The sequence below is a fragment of the Lewinellaceae bacterium genome (genome assembly GCA_020636105.1).
Taxonomy (GTDB): Bacteria; Bacteroidota; Bacteroidia; order Chitinophagales; family Saprospiraceae; genus BCD1.
Genome location: JACJYL010000001.1, coordinates 4,117,826 through 4,141,107 on the forward strand (window position 1 = coordinate 4,117,826; position 23,282 = coordinate 4,141,107).

At 46.4% G+C, this 23,282-nt stretch carries 8 protein-coding genes; 4 read left to right on the top strand and 4 right to left on the bottom strand.

The window, feature by feature from the left end; all coding sequences use genetic code 11:
- Nucleotides 1-236: 236 nt before the first annotated feature.
- From H6571_15415 to H6571_15425, 3 genes are all read left to right on the top strand, one after another.
- Complete coding sequence (locus H6571_15415) at nt 237-7,856, top strand: T9SS type A sorting domain-containing protein (GenBank protein MCB9325128.1); 7,620 nt, start codon at nt 237-239, stop codon at nt 7,854-7,856.
- A gap of 547 nt (nt 7,857-8,403) precedes the next feature.
- A complete protein-coding gene (locus tag H6571_15420; GenBank protein ID MCB9325129.1) occupies nt 8,404-9,393 on the top strand; it encodes an IS110 family transposase in 990 nt (329 codons plus the stop codon).
- A gap of 568 nt (nt 9,394-9,961) precedes the next feature.
- The gene (locus tag H6571_15425) at nt 9,962-11,089 is read left to right on the top strand and encodes a saccharopine dehydrogenase NADP-binding domain-containing protein (protein ID MCB9325130.1); all 1,128 of its coding nucleotides are present in this window, start codon (nt 9,962-9,964) and stop codon (nt 11,087-11,089) included.
- On the opposite strand, the gene H6571_15430 is transcribed toward H6571_15425, so the two are convergent.
- Together H6571_15430 and H6571_15435 are read right to left on the bottom strand one after the other, a co-directional pair.
- A complete protein-coding gene (locus tag H6571_15430; protein MCB9325131.1) occupies nt 11,066-16,966 on the bottom strand; it encodes a cadherin-like domain-containing protein in 5,901 nt (1,966 codons plus the stop codon). The genes H6571_15425 and H6571_15430 overlap by 24 nt on opposite strands.
- Nucleotides 16,967-17,118: 152 nt before the next feature.
- Nucleotides 17,119-19,545 (bottom strand): hypothetical protein, encoded by a 2,427-nt coding sequence (locus H6571_15435; protein MCB9325132.1) that lies wholly within the window; start codon nt 19,543-19,545, stop codon nt 17,119-17,121.
- 438 nt (nt 19,546-19,983) lie between these two features.
- Here H6571_15435 and H6571_15440 point away from each other — a divergent pair, with 438 nt between their 5' ends.
- Complete coding sequence (locus H6571_15440) at nt 19,984-20,730, top strand: hypothetical protein (protein ID MCB9325133.1); 747 nt, start codon at nt 19,984-19,986, stop codon at nt 20,728-20,730.
- A 35-nt stretch (nt 20,731-20,765) separates the two neighbouring features.
- Here the strand turns inward: H6571_15440 and H6571_15445 are convergent, their stop codons facing one another.
- Nucleotides 20,766-21,212: a hypothetical protein gene (locus H6571_15445; GenBank protein ID MCB9325134.1), complete on the bottom strand. Its 447-nt coding sequence runs from the start codon at nt 21,210-21,212 to the stop codon at nt 20,766-20,768.
- Nucleotides 21,213-21,257: 45 nt separating this feature from the next.
- A complete protein-coding gene (locus H6571_15450) occupies nt 21,258-23,282 on the bottom strand; it encodes an NADPH-dependent 2,4-dienoyl-CoA reductase (GenBank protein MCB9325135.1) in 2,025 nt (674 codons plus the stop codon).

Genomic DNA, 23,282 nt, shown 5'->3' on the forward strand with positions numbered 1-23,282 from the left:
TGGAAAGTCCACCTTCTTGAATGGAAAATGAACGGCCTTTTGCGGCCACACGCTGACCTTTACAGGGAATTGAAAATCATAATTTTTTAATAAACCTATTCCTCATGTTCAGTGCCTATTTCCATTTAAAAAAACAATTTCAAGCCTTATTTTTTTTCTTCCTTATTTTTTCTTCCGGCTTTGCTGTAAAAAGCTTTGCGCAACTCAGTATTCCGCTCTGCTCTACCACTTTACAAATGACAAATGTAGGACCGAATGGCATTATCTGTCCGGAAGACAACCCCTGCACCTGGTCGTGGTCCGGGGCCGGGCTCACCTTCAGCTGCTCTACCTGTCAGCTAACCAACATCACAGCTCCCGGCCCCGGCACGTACTCCGCGACCATATATTTCAGCGGAGCTTCCAACGGCTCCCTGACTTATTCGCTGACGTTCGGTGCCGATGACGGGGATATGGATGGTTTCAACGATTGTGACGATTGTGATGACAATAACCCAGGCATCAATCCCAATACTGTCTGGTACCTCGATGCCGACAATGATGGCTATTACACGGGTACAGGTATCACACAATGCGCCTCTCCCGGTACATTTTACCGTTATGCCGGGCTGATCGGCGGCGGAGATTGTAACGACAGCAATCCTGCAGTCAACCCCGGGGCCGCCGAAATATGTGACAATCTCGATAACAACTGCAACAATCAGGTTAATGAAGGTCTGAACCTTACCTATTACCGCGATGCTGATAATGATGGCTTCGGTAATCCGGGGAATACCCTACTGGCTTGCAGCCTACCTGTTGGTTATGTTACCAACAACAGCGATTGCGACGACAACAACGGAGCGATCAATCCCAATACTGTCTGGTACCTCGATGCCGATAACGACAACTATTACACGGGCAGTCCTATGGTCCAGTGTACTTCTCCCGGTACAGGTTACCGCTATACCGGTCTGGTCGGTGGTGGAGATTGTAATGACGGCCATTCGGGAATCAACCCCGGGGCCACGGAAATATGCGACAACCTCGATAACAACTGTAACAACCAGACCGATGAAGGTGTGCTCAATACCTTCTATCGCGACATGGACGGCGATAGCTACGGCGATCCGAATATCAGCCAGCAGGCCTGTAGTGCTCCTGCGGGTTTTGTGGCCAATAACACTGATTGTGATGATAATAATCCAAATGTCAACCCCGGTACTGCCGAAATATGTGACAACCTTGATAACAACTGCAATAATCAGGTTGATGATGGAATCAACTGCTGCCCTGCCACCAACATCATTTATGTCAACGATGATGCCTCCGGCAATAACGATGGTACCTCCTGGACCGATGCATTCAACGACTTGCAGGATGCTCTTGCCCTGGCTGGCAACTGCCCCAATGTAACCGAGATATGGGTCGCAGCGGGCACCTATAAACCCACCAGCGGCACGGATCGGAGTATCTCATTCTCTATGGTTACCGGCGTGGCCATTTACGGTGGATTCAACGGAATGGAAACACAACTTTCGGAAAGAAACTGGGTGTCAAATTTAACCATGCTTAGTGGGGACATTGGAATCCAGGGGAATAATTCTGATAACAGTTTCAACGTGATTAAGAATGAAAACAATGGGTTGAATAACAGTGCTATCCTGGATGGCTTTACTGTTACTGCCGGAAACGCCAATCAGGATTACCTCAATAATAACGCCGGTGGTGGCTTGTTTAATTCATGGGTTTCCCCCAAAATCATGAATTGCACCTTTAAAGAAAACTCAGCTCTCGACGGAGGGGGTATTTACAATAGTAATGCCACACCGGCTATCATTAATTGCAGATTCTACAACAATGTGGCTACAAATTCATTCGGTGCAGGTATATATACCATTGGTGGTTCACCAGAGATAATAAATTGCGAATTTACAGGAAATTCGGCGGCCGTTTATGGTGGTGCTTTGTTTAACAATCATTGTAGTTCTCCAATTGTCAATTGTATTTTTAAAGGAAACTCTGCTGTTGCGGGAGCAGCAATTGCCAGTTATATCAATAGCCATGAGCAAATAACGAATTGTACTTTTACGGCAAATTCTGCATCACAATCTGGCGGGGGATTAATGAGTTTTTCATTTACAAATAATGTTACTGTTTCAAATTGTATTTTCTGGGAAAATACAAAAGGTGGTTCATCACAGGTTCCGGGGGCAGATATTGAAAACGGGCAAAACACCCCTTATGTCACTATATCGGGCACATTGTTGCAGTTGCAGCAAACCTCCTATGGTGCAAATCTTAATTTTGGATCAGGCAATATTTTCGGCTCAGATCCGCTTTTTATAGAAAATTTCAACCCTTCGGCTCCCGATCCTCTTTTGAGTGGAAACCTTCGCCTTAGTCCCTGTTCACCTGCGATCGATGCCGGAAACAACAACCCTTTTCCCGCTGGCATCACCACCGATCTGGATGGAAACCCTCGCTTTTATGACAACGGCATTGTAGATATGGGCGCTTATGAATATCAGGACATTACCATTGATCCTGTCAATGACATTCCTCCCTTAACCACACAAAACGGACTGAGCTTTGACGGTACTGATGATTATGTCGAGGTATTTGATAACTGCGGAGACAATACCTTCTTCCCCGGGGGGGATGCCATTACGGTTGCTTACTGGTTCAAAGGCACCAACGGCCAATCAGCAGTGCGTATGCAAAATGGTAGCGATTTTATCGTAGCCGCCTGGAACAACAGTATGCACATACTGTCGAATGACGGTGGCACCATTGGTGTGCTGGCAGGTAACGGCTTTGATGACGGCAACTGGCATCACATGGCCTTCACCTGGCAGCGCAATACGGTAAATGGTTTCAAGTCATATCTCGATGGCCAACTGGTGGATCAGCGCAATTCCTCCGACACACCGCTGCCTGCCTTCAATAGCGGATTTTTCCTGGGCTCATTTGGGGGCAATTCAGAATTCATGAATGGTACCATTGACGAGGTGGGGATCTGGTCATTTGCGTTGGATGGGTTTATTGAACAGATCATGTGCGACGGTTCCAATACATTTCCTATTGTTTTAGCAAACTGGTTCGACTTTGACCACGGTATCGTCAATGGGAACAATACCGGGGTTGAGCTGGCACAAAACCTGAAAATGGCCAATGCCCCAGGAGTTCTCCATAATTTTGCATTAAATGGCAACAGTTCCAACTGGGTAGAAGGAACTACCGGCCCGGGAGATATTTTGTTCGTAAATCCACAAGCTACCGGAAACAATTCCGGCCATTCGTGGACAAATGCCTTTACCGACCTCAATGATGCCTTTACTTACGTAAATACGTGTAATCAGGTGACCGAGATCTGGGTGGCAGCAGGAACCTATAAGCCTGCCAATGGCACAAACAGGTTGAAATCGTTTAGCCTAAAGCGTGGAATTGCCATCTATGGCGGTTTTAACGGAACAGAAACTTCTCTTTCCGAACGCGACTGGGTAACCAACGAAACCATCCTGAGTGGGGACATAGGCATAACGGGAGATAATAGTGACAACAGCTACAATGTGATCTTCAATGGTGCCTACGCGATTGACCAGACTGCCATCCTTGACGGATTCATCATTCAGGACGGTAATGCCAATGGCAGCTCCCTGGATACCGGGCATGGCGGTGGGATACACAACGCAGGCAGTTCACCGAGGATAGTCAATTGTGTTTTCAGGAATAACCAGGGTAACTTATCCGGAGGAGCCGTTTATAATCATTCCAATTCTGCTCCCCCGGTTTTCGTCAATTGCATTTTTTACAACAATAACAGTACCCAGGGTGCCGGAGCAATGGCCAACATAAATGCCGGTACCGTAATGACCAATTGTGTTTTTTATGATAATCATTCCGGAAACGAAAATCCGGTTTGTATTGATAATTCCGGAATCACTCCGCAAATTTCGAACAGTATCATTTGGGGTAATGACGGCGTTATTTCGGGAAACCCGATAGTGGATCATTCGATCATTGAAGGGGGCTTTTCAGGTGCCGGGAACCTGGACACCGACCCGTTGTTTATCCACCCGGCAAGCCATGATTTTCATCTCCAAAACTGTTCACCTGCCATCAATGCCGGAAATAATAATGCCCTCCCGGCTGGCATCACCAACGATTTTGATGGAAATTCCCGGGTCTACAATAATGACATAATAGACATGGGTGTTTATGAATATCAGGCAGTTGTGGACATTTGTACCTGTTTTGCCAGCGGGATCATTTATGTAAATGTCAATGCCACCGGTATAAATAATGGTCAAAACTGGACCGATGCTTTCACGGACCTGCAGGACGCCCTGGTACAGGCTAACGCTTGTTCCAATATTTCCGGGATCTGGGTTGCTGCCGGCACCTATCATCCTACTTCCGGTAATGACCGAAGCATTTCTTTTTCCATGTTAAACGGAGTGGCCATTTACGGCGGTTTTAACGGCACCGAAACGCAACTTTCGGAAAGAGACTTGGCAACATATGAAACCATCCTGAGTGGTGATATCGGTACAGTGAATGACGAAACAGACAACAGTTACCACGTCATTTCTAACAATTATAACGGTCTTGACAATACTGCCATCCTCAACGGTTTTACCATCAGCGGGGGTAATGCGAACGGCAGTATTCAGGATAGTAGAGGAGGAGGCATGTATAACTCATTATCGTCTCCGCTGGTCATCAACTGTATTTTTTCTGCCAACCAGTCTTCATCCTTTGGCAGCGGTGTTTTTAACAGCAATCCATGCACACCGACTTTTATCAATTGTCTTTTCGCAAACGACCTTGCCAATCCGGGGGGAGAGGTTTTTAATGATATTGCCTCCGCTCGTTTTCAGAATTGTTCTTTTACCGGCAATAGTGGACTGGCGATAAAAAATGTGGATGCCCAACCAACCCTTATCAATTGTATTGTTTGGAATAATGGCGGAAGTATTAGTAATTTGGGAAGTCTCAGCAATGTTGCCAACGTGAGCTATTCTATCATACAAGGTGGTTACCCGGGCACTGGCAACCTGAACGAAGACCCTCTCTTTGTAGATCCTGCCAATGGTAACTTCCGCCTTCAGGTCTGCTCCCCCGCCATTGACACGGGTGATGGTGCCTTCGGTTCTTCTGCAAATACCACGACGGAAGACCTCGACGGTAATCCCCGCTTCTACAACAACGGCAATGTAGATATGGGAGCTTATGAATTACAGGAAATACCCACGCCGGTCGTTGCCAGTTGTCAGAACCAAACGGTAACCCTTAATGCTTCCGGAAATGCTAGCTTGTCGGTGGCAGCACTCGACGCGGGTTCTGACGGATGTGGCGTTCTTGACTTCACCGTTGATAATGCCAGCCTGTTGAGTTATGGCTGTTCGGATGTGGGTGTCCATAGTGTCATGGTTACCGTGACCGACCAAACCGATCAAACGGCGACATGCAGTGCAACCATAACCGTGACAGACAATATCGCACCGGTTGTCAGTTGTGGCCTTAATGGTAATGTTACCCTGACTATCTCAGAAGATAATTCAGAGGATTGTTCGGTGAGTTATGAAATGTTCTATAGTCTGAGTGATAACTGCGGTTCCACCATATTGGCCAATGAATATGTGGTGAACGCTAATGGTGATGTTCTAAGAGATTATACGCGCGCGCTGTACCAGAGTAGCTGGGGGTCGGCAATCAATCTTCCTGTCGGGGAATATACCGCAACCATTACGCCAACCGATGGAAATGAGAACGAAGGAATGCCCTGTTCTTTCACCATTACGGTGGTGGATGATGAAGCGCCAATTGCCCTTTGCCAGAATGCGACCATACAACTCGGAGCTTTAGGGATCGGTTCGATAACAACAAATGACATAAATAATGGCTCTAATGATGCATGCGGCATCGCCAGTTTGTCCCTTTCTCAAACGACATTCGATTGCACCCATGTCGGCGAAAACACTGTTACCTTAACGGTTACCGATAACAATACTAACATAAGTACCTGTACTGCAACAGTAACTATTGAAGACAATGTAGCTCCACAGGCTCTTTGTCAGAATACTACCGTGCAACTTGATGATTCAGGTAATGGCTCCATTACAGCCGCGGATATCAACAATGGCTCCAATGATGCCTGTGGCATCGGAGGTTTGTTGCTTTCGCAAACCGCCTTTGATTGTAGCCATGTCGGGACAAATACAGTAACCCTAACGGTTATCGATAACAACGACAATAAAACCCATTGTATGGCGACTGTTGTGGTTAAAGACGGCGTCCCTCCACAGGCTCTTTGCAGAAATCCTGTCGTGCAACTCGATGCCAACGGAAACGGGTCTATTTCTACCGGCGATATCGATAACGGATCCAGTGATGCCTGTGGTATTGCAGGGCTTTCGGCTTCTACAACGGGCTTTGACTGTTCAAATGTAGGAACCAATATGGTCACATTGATTGTTGAAGATGTGAATGGAAATGTGAACACCTGCACCGCCACCGTCACCGTTGAAGACAATGTAGCGCCCAATGCACTTTGTCACAACGGAGAGGTAAAATTAAACAGCCAGGGTTCAGGTTCCCTCTATGTGTTCCAGATAAACAATGGTTCCAACGACGCTTGTGGTGTTGAGGAGGTTTCTGTCTTTCCAAATACTTTTGGCTGTGATGACCTCGGCGACAATACCGTTACCCTCACAGTTACGGATGTCAATGGTAATACCAATGCCTGTACTGCCAACGTAAGCGTAATAGATAAAATTCCACCGCAGGCCTCCTGCCAGAATATTACCATTGCACTTGACCCTGAAGGATCAGCGGTCATTACCCCTGAGGAGATCGACAACAATTCATCAGACAATTGCTTTATAACGGATATGACGTTAGATAATGAAGCATTTGATTGTGACGATGTTGGAAACAATACCGTTACCCTTACCGTTTTCGACAGCAGCGGCAATTCGGATCAATGCACGGCAACGGTCAGTGTTGTGGAAGGAACGGGGCTGCCGACAAACTGGGCCCATGAAGACATCGGGCTAGCCAACGGGGATGCTTCCTACACACCCTGTGGAGGAAATTTCACGGTCAGCAGCTCAGGATATCCCACACCGTTAAATGATATTCAGCATTCTGCTTTCCAGGAAATATGCGGAAATGTAGAGATCATCGCCCATATAGAAAGTATAGTCAATCCTGGTTGGGCCGGTATTGAAATCCGTGAAACGCTGGACACTTATTCGAAAGCAGCCCAGCTCAAAACTCAGTTGGGGTCCTTCGTCCACAGGGTCGTAAGAACCACGACCGGCGGATATGCTATCAGTAAACAATTATTCAGGATCGGTCACCACTGGCTGAGACTGGTAAGGACGGGAAACAGTTTTGTGGGATACACTTCTCCGAATGGGGTGAACTGGTTTTTTGCTTTCCAGTCGAATATCGCCATGGACGACTGCGTTTACGTCGGCTTGTTCACGGACAGCTATAATGCCAACGCTGCTACAACGGCGGTATTCAACCATGTTTCGGTAACCGGCAGCATTAATGAAGGCTTAAGCGCACCTGTTCAGGAGGTAACCGATATCAGCGCGGAAGGTGTAAAACCTTTTGATTTTAACCTGTATCCTAACCCTGCGGATGAATTCCTGAACATCGGTTTCAACCAGGTCAGCGGACGGGAAATGATCCTCGAGATCGTGGACATCAACGGCAAACGGTTTTACTTTGAAGCCATCGAAGATGACCTTTTGGGTCTGAACCTGGACCTTCAGAAAATCGGGATGCCCGCCGGGATGTATCAGCTGAATATATGGTATGGTGACACGCTGATCAGCAAGCGATTTGTGAAAGGGAAATGATAACTTTTTTCCGATAAAAGATTAACATGAGCCATCCCGAATTTTCAAAAACTGTCTGAAATAGAAATTTTTTGATTATTTGAAGTATTTTTTAAATGTAAAATGTAAAACAAGGAATTTAAAACCTGCCTGCTGACGCAGGAAGGCAGGTGTAAAAGTGAGTGGGCAAAAGGTTTGGGTTTTGGGAAAAAGTCATTTTTTGTCGCAAAACACCTAACCCACGACCCAAACACTTCTAAATTTTGCGGTTACTTGTTTTAAACCTTGCCTGCTGCCGCGACGGAAGGCAGGTTTTGCGGTTTATTTCTTTTGTAAAAGAGTCATCTTACCTTAGGGGCAGGAAATTAAATTTGGTAAATTTGAAATGAAAAAATAAGGAAGCGGCATAAGACTATAATGAGTCATTTGTCATTAAGACAGTTCGGGATAGCCAGTCCCGCTTCCTTTTCTCTGTTTCACCTCGGACAGTTTGTTAGGCAAAAAGCCTGAGTAAGATAGATGAGGCATAACAGAAGTTATTTTATCAACACAAATTTACCGATTTAGTATGAAACAATCTGATCGTTTTGTAGGAATTGACATATCAAAAGATAGTTTTGATGTCTGCGTTTTATCACAAGGGGCTCTATTAGAAGAAAGCCGTTTTAATAATGATGCTCAAGGTTGGCAAAAGTTTGCTAAAAACCTTAGTGATCAGGACTTATGCATAATAGAAGCAACGGGATCTTATCATGTAGGGTTGGCATTATATTTAGTTGAGCATGATAAACGTGTTAGTGTAGTCAACCCTTTGCGTGTAAAGTATTTTTCTCGATTGAATCTCAAGAGGGCAAAAACAGATAGGGTAGATGCTTATGTTATTGCCCAGTATGGCCAAGTATTTAAGCCTGAAAGTTGGACAGCTCCACCGACACATTTAAGACAACTTCAACAGTTAATGACAGTTTCTGCACAATTAACAAAACAAAAGACGGCATTAATCAATCAACAAAAAAACTTTGAACTTGTACCAGACCCCAGTAAAGAAGCCCTTGAAATAATAAAGTGCCAAATAGTAAAATTAGAGAAACATTTACAAGAAATACAATGCCTTATCAATAATAGCATTAAAGAACATTACAAAGAATTAGAGGCTTCTTTACGATCAATTCCCGGTTTAGGTCCCAAAACGGTAGCCACCTTAATCCTAATAACTGGAGGCTTTACCAAGTTTGGATCATATAAAGCTTTGATAGCCTATGTGGGGTTAGCTCCTCGGACATACGAGTCAGGAGTAAGTGTTAAGGGAGCTTCACACATCTGCAAGTTAGGGTCATCCTATCTTCGAAAGTTACTTTATGAATGTGCTTTAAGTGCCAAAAGGTTTAACCCTGTATGTAAGGAACTATTTGAAAGACTCTATATTGCAAAGAAAAAACCATTTAAAGTAGCCATGATTGCGGTGGCCAATAAGTTGCTGAAAATCGCTTTCACTATAGCTATAACTGGACAAAAATTTGATCCGGAATACAGACTAAAACATTATTTTGCCAAATAAAATTTTCTGATTTTCCGAAAAAAATTTGGAGATGAACACAGTTCATCCCGAATTTAATCTGATTAGATGAAATTCGGGATGAACTCATGTTTTTTTAATTTTCAGCGTAGCAACTCCCTTGCTGTCTTTAGTCTTTTACAAAAATAATAGTATGCGCTCTTCCTTGGCGGAAAGGGTTGTGGTAAATTCCGTCATAGACTTCCAATATTTGGAATCCAGAATATGACGTTCGCTATTTCTCGAAGATATCAATTTTTTTGAAAGAACGTTTGGTTTTTTACATAGCATTTTAAGTGGAGTCAGCCCCTTAATAGGAGCAACTTATTTAATTATTGTTTTATTACCTTTTTTGTAAAACCAGATAGGTTCGGATAAGTTTACGCTCAATATTTTTTTCTGGCCACTTAAGTCCAGTAAGGTGCCGTTGTTAAACTATTCTGACTTCGACGTTTAAACCATAAAGAACCCCCTGTTGCGATTTTTCTGTATCATAAGTTGTATATTTGTGCAACGCCATAATTGATGAATAGACCTTTGAACAGTCTTCCCACCGCTAAATTTATTTATCATGAAAAAAAGCATCCTCATCCTTGGCGGTTACGGCAATGCCGGTTTTCTTATCTCAAAATACTTGCTGCAGGAAACTCATGATGTTGCCATTATTATTGCCGGGAGGCATTTCGAAAAGGCACAAAAGGCAGCGGACGAATTAAATCAATTGTTCCCGGGGCAAAGAACGTCGCCGGTGCAAGTCGATGTTGCAGACCGACAAATCTTCCGTGATGCCCTGTCAAAAGCCAGTCTTGTAGTGATGGCTTCCGGTACTATGAAGCATACCCAATTGGTTGTGGAAGAAGTACTGAATGCCGGCATTGATTATTTCGATCTGCAACTTTCGTCACCAGTCAAACTGGATGTTTTATTCTCCCTTAAAGATAAGATTGAAGCTTCCGGTCATTGTTTCATTACTGACGGGGGTTTTCATCCCGGCGTTCCTGCTGCACTGTTAAGGTATGCTGCAGGGATGTTTGACAGCCTTGAAAAAGCCAATGTTTATGGAGGATTAAAAGTGGACTGGGCAGCTATAGATGCATCTGAAGGTACCCTGGATGAATTGGTGGACGAATTTAAATACTACCAAATGCTGTTTTTGAAAAACGGCCGCTGGAAAAAGATGAGCTACTTCGCCATGCCCCCTGGTTTTGATTTCGGACCACCACTTGGCAAGCTGTATTGTGCCCCGATGTTTCTGGAAGAACTAAGGTCATTGCCGGAAGAAATTCCAGAGTTGAAAGAAACCGGGTTTTATGTCAGCGGTTTCAACCCGATCCTGGATTACCTTTTGTTACCGGTCATTATGTTTGGAATCAAAATCTTCCCGGAAAGATTCGCAGATCCATTTATCAAACTGTTTCAGTTTGGATTGAAATTCGGCAAACCGCCCTATGGAGTCAAACTGGTTGCTGATTGCAGCGGTTTGAAGGAAGGGAAGCCGAAACATATTCAACTGTCGCTTACCCATGAAGATGAATATGTTTTAACGGCAGTGCCTGTAGTGGCCTGTCTTTTACAATACCTTGACGGAGCCATACGTAAACCCGGTCTGTGGTTCCAGTCCAATGTTGTGGAACCTGAACGATTCTTCAATGATATGGGCAGAATGGGCTTACCGTTAGTGGTTCAGGATGTTTCTTAGCACAATCCAATGGTTCATAGGCTTTAACGGAACGGAAACCCCAAAGTCTATATTTAATTGTTCCAAAAAAAGATTACTCCTGACCCCAAGATTCATATCCAGTCTTCCCAATTTATGATTACCCCAACTAACTTTACTGTTTAGATTCCATCCCGGATGGATTATTTCTCCATTAAAATCAATATGAACGCCGGGATAAACCGAAAGCGTCCATTGCTTTTTTTGCCATCTGATCAGTTCGGAAAAATGTTCCATCCGCACACCTAATGGCAAAAACGATTGTTCAGGTTGCCAACGGGTAACAAACCCTACCCGAAATTCATTTTTTAGGTTAAAAACCCGGTAAGGAATCGCCACATACACTGCGGGGCCAAAATAGGAGGGGGGTGCCGGAAATTCAGGACGCATCTGATGATTTTGGCTATTCGTCATACTTACACTCATTTGTATTTCGCCCGAAACAGGCACTTCTACCGAAAGCACATTCGATAAACAACCATTCGAATCCACAAACTGGATATTGTAAAATCCCACACCAAATCCATCCATGGAAACCAGCAATTGAGAAGTCACTCCCCAAAATACTTCATTAACCATTATGGTATAAGGGGAGTTGGTGGGAGAAGAAACCGCAATGATTATCATTCCGTCATCAGCCGTGGGACCGGAGGGCGGAACAATCCCATCCAATGCTATTTCCAATGCACTGGAGCTTTGAATGACCGCTTCAAAACCATCGGTACAATCCACGCCTGCCGATTCATCGATTACGGTAACACTATACATTCCTTCCGCCAGCACAAGGAGGGGCGACAGCTGAATGGTGCCCGGCACAATGGAAAAGATCATTTCTCCCCCCGGATGAATTACATCCATGGACCATGGCCCCGGACTGACGGATGAAAAGTCAAATTGTATTTCTGCGCCCAGACCGCATTGTGGCTGTGTAACGACAACATTACTTACGAACATGGCCGGGTTTTGATCCAGGTCAACGGAAAACGTTTGAATACAACAGCCATTGGGATGAGTAATGGTCACTTCATAGGTTCCCGCGGCCACGAGAGAAAGTACAGGCCCCGAATCCCCGTTGCTCCATTCATAAGTAAAAGATCCCGGTTCATTAACGGAAACCTCTATGGAACCGTTTGCTACCCCGCAATCCGCGGAAGTGGTAACAAAAGTAGCTTCAAATGTACAAGGCCCTGCCAAAATTTCCAATATAGCCATAGCCGTTCCTGTGTTTCCGCAGGCATCCTCCGCCGTGTATTCAAAAGAAATCTGACCCGTAAAACCCACTGCGGGTTCAAAGGTGAAATCGCCCTCTGCCGTTACTTCCAACTGGCCAGACCCGGGAGCGGTAAAATCAGTAACCGATAATTGGGTTCCATCATCGTTATCGATCAAATTCCCTGATAACACCTGGCCACAGAAGGATTGAAAAGCGTCATCGGCCAGGTTAAAAGTCGTATTGTCACCCACCGTCACCAGGATCTGTTCCTGGCAATCGCCCCCAATACTTTGATCGATAACCGTTAACTGCCAGTCGCCAGGAATTACAGTGAAATGATCCTGAAGGTTCACTGTTCCCGGAGGCACCATAATCATAAAAGTTCCTGAAGGGCCTGTTGCTTCAATCTGCATCGGACCCACCCCCGGCGTTTGAAGAATCACCATAATTCCGGCTCCTTCCCCAAGACAATTTCCCGGGATAGAGCTGGCAGTAAAAACGTATGCTGCCGGATCGGCCGCCACGGACACCTCATAGGTTTTCATACACCCGTTCTCATCGCTGACAGTAGTTGAATAGGTTCCCTCTGAAAGATTTTCAGCTATCGCTCCAACATTACCATTAGACCATAATATATCATACATGCCATCGGGCTGAACCGATATTGTTGCCATGCCATCGGCCACCCCACAACTGGCCGCTACGGTCTCAAAAGTCGCATCGAAAAGGGGCGGCAATTCATCAACGGTCAGGTTGATTTCCTGTACACAAAATCCATCGGGGCTGGTTACCGTCACCGTATAAGTGCCCGAACCAAGGGTTTCGGAAGCACTACTCCCGCCATTCGACCACATATACGTGTAAGCCCCCGCCGGATCGACAGTAAGGGTGGCCGTGCCATCCGCCTCGCCGCAATGGGCAGACGTAGTTGTAGTACTCACCATAAAATTGCAATCTGGTGGCAAAACGCTTATCGTAACAATCCCCGTGGTCGTTTGACCACACATGCCGGTTAGCGTATAAGAAAAAATCGTTATTCCCGAAAAAGATTCCAAAGGAACAAAGGTCATCAATCCCTGCTCCGTTATCGAAACCATTCCTCCGTCCGGTTGGGAAAAACCCGTAACACTGAGGTTTTCCCCGATATCGTTTGTCAGCACATTCGCACTCAACGGCGTTCCATAAGCCGTTTGGTAGGTGTCATCCGTGGCGGTAATGGTCTGGGTATTGTCCGGCACCGTCGTCTCCACGGTTTCACTACAATCTGGCCCCGCCTGTTCGTCAAACAGGGTAATGGAATAATCCCCGGAAGGAATATTCATGAAGGAAGAAAGATCATAAGAACCCGGAGAAAGGGAAAGCTCGGTGGTTCCTTCCGGCGCCGTGATTTCAACGGCGATCATACCGGTTCCCGGCGTAGATAATGTGAGGTTGATATGGCCTCCTCCCTCGCAATTGCCCGGGCTTGTGCTCAGGCTTTCAAGGTAGGTATTGTCGATTTGACCAACGGTGGTCGAAAAGGTAGCCGTACAGCCTTGTTCATTCGTCAGGGTCACGGAATAATCCCCGGCAGCAAGGTTTTGAACATTTTGGGTAGTACTCCCTTCTGACCAAACGAACTCATAACTGCCTTCCGGCAGTACACTGGTAGCGATGATTCCGTTTTCCAGCCCACAATTGGCGGGTGTCGTTTCAAAGGAAGCTTCGATGGGAGCCGGCAGTTCTTCCACCGTAATCGAAAAGGTTTGCATGCAAAATCCATCCGGGCTCGTGACTGTGACTGTATAAGTGCCCGAACCAAGGGTTTCGGAAGCACTACTCCCGCCATTCGACCACATATACGTGTAAGCCCCCGACGGATCGACAGTAAGCGTCGCCATGCCATCCGTCTCCCCGCAATGGGCAGGCGTGGTTGTTGTACTCACCATAAAATTACAATCTGGTGGCAAAACGGTTATCGTAACAATCCCCGTGGTCGTTTGACCACACATGCCGGTTAGCGTATAAGAAAAAATCGTTATCCCCGAAAAAGATTCCAAAGGGACAAAGGTGAGCAATCCCTGCTCCGTTATCGAAACCATTCCTCCGTCAGGTTGGGTAAAACCCGTAACACTGAGGTTTTCCCCGATATCGTTTGTCAGCACATTCGCACTCAACGGCGTTCCATAAGCCGTTTGGTAGGTGTCATCCGTGGCGGTAATGGTCTGGGTATTGTCCGGCACCGTCGTCTCCACGGTTTCACTACAATCTGGCCCCGCCTGTTCGTCAAACAGGGTAATGGAATAATCCCCGGAAGGAATATTCATGAAGGAAGAAAGATCATAAGAACCCGGAGAAAGGGAAAGCTGGGTGGTTCCTTCCGGCGCCGTGATTTCAACGGCGATCATACCGGTTCCCGGCGTAGATAATGTGAGGTTGATATGGCCTCCTCCCTCGCAATTGCCCGGGCTTGTGCTCAGGCTTTCAAGGTAGGTATTGTCGATTTGACCAACGGTGGTCGAAAAGGTAGCTGTACAGCCTTGTTCATTTGTCAGGGTCACGGAATAATCCCCCACAGCCAGGTTTTGAACATTTTGGGTAGTACTCCCTTCTGACCAAACGAACTCATAACTGCCTTCCGGCAGTACACTGGTAGCGATGATTCCGTTTTCCAGCCCACAATTGGAGGGTATCGTTTCAAAGGAAGCTTCGATGGGAGCCGGCAGTTCTTCCACCGTAATCGAAAAGGTTTGCATGCAAAATCCATCCGGGCTCGTGACTGTGACTGTATAAGTGCCCGAACCAAGGGTTTCGGAAGCACTACTCCCGCCATTCGACCACATATAAGTGTAAGCCCCCGCCGGATCGACCGTGATCGTCGCTGTGCCATCGGCTTCGCCGCAATGGGCGGGAGTGGTGCCAGGAGTAACTGTAAAATCGCAACCGGGAGGTAACACTGTTATCGTTACCGTTCCCATAACTGTTTGGTCACAAATACCCGATAAGGTATAATTGAATGTGGCTTGGCCTGAAAAACCTTCTTCCGGCACAAAGGACAAGTCTCCCTGCTCCGTTATCGAAACCATCCCTCCGTCAGGTTGGGTAAAACCCGAAACACTGAGGTTTTCTCCGCTATCGTTTGTCAGCACATTTGCGGTGAAGGGGGTTCCGTATGGCGTTTGATAATCATCATCCACAGCCAGGATCTCCTGGGTGTTGTCTGCCACGGTCGCCGTTGCCGTTTCGCTGCAATCAGGACCCGCCTGCTCATCGTATATTGTGAAGGAATAATCCCCGGACGGAATGTTCAACGACGACGACAGGTCGTGGGGGCCCGGCGAAAGCGAAAGGGCTGTCAGCCCTTCCGGACCCGTCACTTCCACCACGATCATACCGGTGCCGGGGGTGGAAAGGGTGAGGCTGATCTCCCCACCGCCCTCACAGTTGCCCGGGCTGGTCGTAATGTTTTCCAGATAACTGTTTGCGATCATTCCTACACTGGCTGAAAAAACGCCCGTACAACCGGAAGTATTCGTCAGGGTCAGGGAATAACTTCCCGCGCTAAGGTTCTGCAGGTTTTGAGTCATACTGCCATTCGACCACTCATAATCATACGCCCCTTCCGGTAGTATACTCGTGTTAATGGCCCCGTTGTCCAGTCCGCAATTCGATGGGGTCGTTTCAAACGTCGCTTCCATCTGAGCCGGAAGTTCGGCTATGGTCAGCGTGTAGGTTTGCATGCAAAAGCCATCCGCGCTCGTCACCGTGACGATATAAGTGCCCGGCTCAAGGTTTTCTATCGCACCACTCGCACCATTCGACCATGCATATGAGTAAGCTCCCGCCGGGTCGACCGTGATCGTCGCGGTGCCATCGGCTTCGCCGCAATGGGCGGGAGTGGTGCTGGTAGTAACCGTAAAATCGCATCCGGGGGGTAACACTGTTATCGTTACTATTCCCATTGACGTTTGGTCACACGGTCCCGAAATTGTATAACCAAAAGTGGTAATGCCTTGAAACCCCTCGGTAGGAGTGAACGAAAATGTTCCGTTTGCCTCCACCACTACCGTTCCACCATCAGGCTGACTGTAATTTGTAACGGTAATATTTTGCCCCACATCATCCGTCAGAATATTTGCTGCAAGTGGCTGCCCAAAAGGCGTTTCAAAAACATCATCCACAGCCTGGATCACAGGCGTAGTCACCTGGATCATAAGGGTACTGGTGGCCGTCTGTCCAAACTTATCAGTCACTGTAACCTGAATTTCAAAACCTGAAGTAGTGGTTAAATGATCAACAAATACAGTAGAGGCATTAAACGTAACTTCTGCAACCGTAACGAGAGAGACCGATTGTATGGAAATGCCTTCCCCGGAATCATTTAACAATACATCGATCGCCCCGCTTCCGTCACAGGAAATGTCTATAAAATCATCGGTGACTGAAAGTTGGGGAGTAGTAGTGGGTTTTTCCCTCAGCAGAAAATAAGTGATCACCCCGCCGGCGGTCACTGCGCCCCCCACGGGAAGCCATGGGAATTTATGCTGTGGATACTCCCAATAAACGATCTTTGCCATGGCCCCTGTTAGATAAATATGATCCCAGGGAGGGGGAATGGTATCTGATCTGTTGGTACCCTCCGCCATCCAATTCTTATTTGGAGCCATGCCGATAAAGCCTGTATTTGAGGATATAAACTGGCCATTTAAGTAGGAAAAGCCAATGAAATAAAAGAGTATTGTCAGGTAAAATAGTCTCATTTTAAAACGGTTGGTTGGTGAGCGATCCACAATAATTTCCCTTTCCAAAGCATCTGAATTTAATCGCAGCTGGTCCAGTTGTACCGGTGTGATCCTGCCCAGTCCCGAACGTAACCTTCTACCGTATCTTTCCATGTTCCACTGGACGTCGCCGCATTGATTTCTCTCGATTTTATTTTTCCCTGTAAAAACCTGGTGAGATCATCTGCCATCTGATTGGCATCTGTCCCAATGAGCGGATTCAGATCTCTGGTGTACCAGCCGTTGTTACTGACTACTTCAAAATGTATTTTTCCATCCGGACAAATACAAACCCCGACCAACACCTGCACCTGCATGCTCTCAAGATAAGCGCTCGCATTCCCGTTCCCGAAAAGCAATACCCTGGCTGCCTGGGCGGTCATATCCGAAAAACCGTTGGTGGTTATGGTGAGTGAGTTGGGTTTTACGTCCGAAACGATAACCTCCTTACAATCTTCTCCCGTTCCCGACATGGCCTCGTCGGTATCCTCCTGCGCTTCGCGGGTATATAAAACCCGTGTATTCACCCTTGCCGAGCCTGTATTTGATCCAACTCTGATCACGAGGGCACCATTGGCGGTGGCATAAGTATTGGACCAGAAAAAGCTATTGAAAAAGGATTCTATGCCTTTTTCAACAAAAGCAAAATATTCTTCGACTGGTTCCAGCGGATTAAACCCTAAGAATTCTTCACACAAATCTCCAAAATCCGGAAATTCGAAAGTCGGAAGGTCTTCAATGCTAACGTCCAGCCCCATTTTGTCCAGCATATCATTTAGAAAATTCCTGGCCAGGGATTCCACCTCTTCTATGATGGCTTCCTTAACAGCACCCTCCACTTCATCCTTGATGGCATCCCGCAAATACTGCCCAAAAGACTGACTGGTTCTCCCGGTACCACATTCGACCAGGTATTTGAGGGCCAGCTTTCCAAAAAAAGTAGTGGTTCTTAAAAAATAGAGCTGATCCTGATCGTTCTCGCCCAGTTCATTCCCGGCCATGGCGTCAAAGGCCCGTGAAGAGGCCCTCACCCTTGCCACGGAGACACCGACCACAAAGGATGAACAATGGTCCCCGGGATGATAGGTCATGGTAAAATCACTTCGTCCATTGGCCGAAACGGAAAGCAATTCTGTACCACCCACCCGTTCCCAACTACCGTCTTCTCTCCTGAAAACGGCATTGGCATAGGCAGAGGCGAATCCCCCGATATTGATGGTTTTCCAAAAGGCAACGGCGCTCGTGGGATTATGACTGATATCGTATGCATCAAAAGCACTGTCGCCGTTGAAATGAACATCCCGACCGATCTGGCTGGTGATGGTATCGATGATAGACTGGCGCTCTTCGGGAGTCCCCCATTCATCGGCAATTTTCATATCGAGGTCGTAAGGAGGGTTGGCCCGGAACCCGACTTCTACTGTACAGGGTGATTCATCTTTCACCTCTTCAGGTCCGGTTTCTCCCTCAGGGGTGGTTTCTTTTTCGGGAACAACGTCTGTTTCTCCAGAGGTTTCTTCTTCTTCCGTTTTTACCTTAATCACTTTAGCCTCAACGCCTACTGCCATAAAGGAATCCCAAAAATCATCCACCCCTGAATCCACCTTCTCTTTTTGTTCTTCTGGCAATTGATCCACTGATTTTCCTGTATTATTCTCAAACTGGTTATACACCACTGTTGAAAAATCTTCTTTTGAATAACCGGTGCCGGTGGCGGCTCCCATAAATACCCAGGTAGCCTGCTGTTCCAATGCCTGGTTTTCCCTGACAGAATCCCTTGAAAAAGGAGTGACAAAAGCAGGATTTTCCTGCACACGGATGGTCGCCTCCTTGATGACCATAACGGCCCTTACGATCATTGGAGCGAGCGTCGCAGGATCTTTCCCCGGATCGATATACCCGCTCATCGGAATATCAGTGCCCGGAAAAGTGCAGGTTATTTCATTTTGGGGATTAAAATTTTCCTGGGTAAATCCCTCTGAGGCAATAATATTGCCAATTTGTGAGGGCTCAAATAACGGCACAGGATCCTGGGTAAGGAGAGGCACCTGTTCAATGCCCGGTCCAGGGGGATCTGAAATATACGTCGAAATGCCAGGATCCTCCACAGGAACCCAGGAAGCAATAGGAACCACATCTTCTCCTTCCGTAATTGGAGGCGTATGCGGATCGGTACAGGTTCCATCAACATAAATGGAAACCGTTTGCCCGGGTTGGATTATGGTTCCTCCGGGAATAATTCCCACGTAACTTTGATATTTTCGATCCGAAGGAATATAAAATACCTGTGGTTTGATCGCAATCGGTTTTTTCCCAAAATTGGATGCGGTGATCGTTACAATATGACCTGTTGTTCGTCCCTTTCCAATAACACTTATGACTTTTACTTCCTGGCTGAAAAGAGAGGATAATGGAAAAAGCACTATGCACAAAAAAAACAGTGAATTTTTTTGAATGGCTCTCATAATATGGACTGCTTTAGGTGAAAGAATTGTGGCAAAACTTCACAGCGATTCGTCCTGGATCGAAAATTAATGTTTACCGGACACACCCCGTGATTGAAAAAAGCAGCAAAGTGATTGAGTTCGGGTATCGGTCGAAAGAACTTTAAGGGAGCAAAATGTTAAGCAGTAAGCGTAAAAATTGTGTTCTAAAATTAAAGGAAAAGAGTGGATAAAACAAGTATTTAAGCCCTGAATACAGATTTTAAGGGAATTCCGGGGCTATTTTGTTCCTGTAATGAAAATTTTCGGGCCCATGGTTAATTCATTTTGAATAATTTATGATCATATACTGTATATTTGTTGTATTTATCATAGGTGTGTAAAAAATTTTGCAAAAACCTTGATAGACGAATAGTCTCTGTTTGAAGCTAAAACCCTTTCCGTGAAGGGACAAAAGGTATGACAGAAGAAAAGAAAACAGGATCAGGCAGTAATTTGGGCTGCCTATTGAAGTTTATGGGCATCATTGTGGCCGTCAACATTATTATTTTCTTACTCAATACGGTGAAGGACTGGCTCATCGCGGATGACAACGGACGCGCCCTTGCCCTGTTCCACAATGATTATTTTCTATTTCAAAAATTTTACCTGACCCTGCCCATGGGATCGCTATGGGCCCGGTTCCTGACAGGTTTTATCGTCACAGCCATTATTACCGGCATAACTTACGGAATCCTCGCTCTTTTTCAGCTAAAGGCCTCAGATGCCGTAAAAGACAAACGATTGAGTACCGTGATCCCCGGCGTTTTTTGGGGGTTGGCGTTCTACTTCATTTTTACAGGCATCTTTGTTCCCTATAACAAGATCGTTTTAAATAAACCGGATCGGCAAATGGAAATCACCGAATTCAAACAGGTTTTGTATTTCTTTCAGACCCCTATTCCTCAGCAAAAACAAATCGTTCCATTTGACTCCATCCGATGGTTTAAATTCACTTATTACGACGACACTTTCAGGGGAAGCAAAAACTATTTCCTGGATATGTATTGCGGACTGAATAACGGAGACACCCTAAATATTGGGCACACCATGACCCATCACGGGGAGTTTGGCATTTTCGATTTAAGAAGCCAGGAAACGAGGGATTCCATTGCCCGGAAAAAGGCTACCGCGGCAGTGGAAGCTTTGTATGAATTGATTGAATAAAATCCCAAAAGAGCGCCTCTGGTTATTGAAAAAAATTACACTCTTTCCCAAAGCAACTTTTTCCCAAACCCAAGCTTATTATCCGTTAACTTGACCAGGGTCAATTCAACCACGGCTATTTCCCCTTCCATTACTTTGGCGAAAGGAAATTTTTTATAATATTTCTTTTTGGCCCTTTCGAGGATGGATTCATCTTCAGTGACCATTTTACCCTGGAATTGAATGCCTTTGACGACGCCGGTTTTCTGTTTATCCGGCAAAACCGTGCCGGCGACAAACTCCTGGTTCAAGGCTTCCTGCATATGGCGGCTGTCATTATCTGTTTTAAAAACAAGGGTTTTCATTTTTTCATCAAAAGCATAATAGCAACTGGCGCACCAGGGAATATCATTAGCTGAGGTAGCAAAATTTAATACGGTCTGGTCTTCGAGAAATGACCAGATTCTTTTTTCTTCTTTTTCTGTTAATTTTATTGCTGACATGAGTTACGCGCTATTTATCTTGGTTTTTGAATCAACAATTTTCAATCAAATCTCTGCTGCAAGTTCCGCAGCCTGGCGGATGGCCCGTTTGGCATCAATCTCCCTGGCCTCAAAAGCACCGCCAATAAGATGAGTTTTTACGCCTTCATGTTCAAGCTGGTTATGAAGGTCCGTAAAAGATACCTGTCCCGCACAGATGACAATGGTGTCCACTTCCAAAACGGATGATTTACCATTACTTGAAATATGCAACCCTTCATCATCAATGCGTTCATAAACCACCTGCGCCATCATTTTTACATTTTTATGCTTCAGCGCTGCCCGGTGGATCCATCCGGTGGTTTTACCCAATCCTGCACCGACCTTACCCTTGGACCGCTGCATCATCCAAATTTGCCTGGGGGATGGTTCCTGTTGGATTTCCTGTAGAGCTCCTCCTGTTTTGTAATCCATATCCACGCCCCATTCCTTCATGAAAGCTTCAGTATGAAGGCTTGGAGATTCGCCCTCGTGCGACAAAAATTCTGCCACATCAAAACCAATGCCGCCCGCCCCGATGATCGCAACGCGAGAGCCGGCTTCGACCTTTCCGGAAAGGATATCGATATAAGTGCATACCTTTTTATCGTGGATGCCTTCGATCTGCACTTTCCTCGGCAAAATGCCCGTCGCGAGGATGACTTCATCAAAGCCGATTTGATCATAAACTGCTTTTTCAAACCTGGTATTTAAATGAAGGTGAACCCTGGTGGTTTTTATCCGTGAATTGAAGTATCTAATAGTCTCATGGAATTCTTCCTTACCCGGCACCTGTTTGGCCAGATTGAGTTGCCCGCCTATTTCGGAGGCGGCCTCATACAAATGCACCACATGCCCCCGTTCAGCGGCCAGGGTGGCAAAAGTCAGGCCTGCCGGTCCAGCGCCGACCACCGCCAGCTTTTTCGGCTGTTTGGCGGGTAAGTAATTGAGTTCCGTTTCGTAACAGGCTCTCGGATTCACCAGGCAGGTTGCCCGGGTATTTTTAAACACATGATCCAGGCAGGCCTGGTTGCAGGCGATGCAGGTATTGATGGTTTCAGATTTGTTGGCTTTAGCTTTATTGACAAAATCGGGGTCGGCAAGAAAGGGCCTGGCCATGGAAACCATATCGGCATGCCCGTCCGCAAGAATTTTTTCAGCCAGTTCAGGGGTATTGATTCGATTGGTGGTGATCAGTGGAATATTCACTTCCCCCATCATTTTTTTAGTCACCCAGCTGAATCCGCCTCTTGGGACCATCGTGGCGATAGTCGGTACGCGTGCCTCGTGCCACCCGATGCCTGTATTGATAATAGTGGCCCCGGCTTTTTCTATGGCTTTCGCGAGAAAAACCACTTCCTCCCAGGTACTACCTCCTGGAACAAGATCCAGCATCGACAGGCGGTAAATGATGATAAAATCATCCCCGACGGCTTGTCTCGTCCTCCTCACAATTTCCAATGGAAATTGAATGCGGCTTTCATAATCCCCTCCCCATTTATCTTTTCGCTGGTTTGTTTTTTTTACGATAAACTGGTTGATCAAGTAACCTTCAGAGCCCATGATCTCAACGCCGTCATACCCGGCCTCTTTCGCAAGCACCGCACTGCGGACAAAATCGCTGATGGTGTTTTCCACTCCCCGGGCACTTAATGCCCATGGTTTAAAAGGTGAAATGGGCGACTTAATCCCGGACGGGGAAACTGCCAGAGGATGGTAACCGTATCTGCCGGAGTGCAATATCTGCATACATATTTTCCCGCCTTCATCGTGAACCGCTTTGGTGACGACAAGGTGTTTTCGTGCCTGGGAGGAGGAAGCCAGTCGCGCGGAAAACGGTGCCACCCATCCGGCCCGGTTCGGGGCAATGCCCCCGGTTACGATCAGGCCGACGCCACCTTTTGCCCGTTCGGCAAAATAAGCGGCCATTTTATTAAAACCGCCTTTTACTTCTTCTAATCCGGTATGCATGGACCCCATCAGGACACGGTTGTCCAATTGCGTAAATCCCAGATTCAGGGGAGCCAGTAAATGTGGGTACGGGTTAGTCAT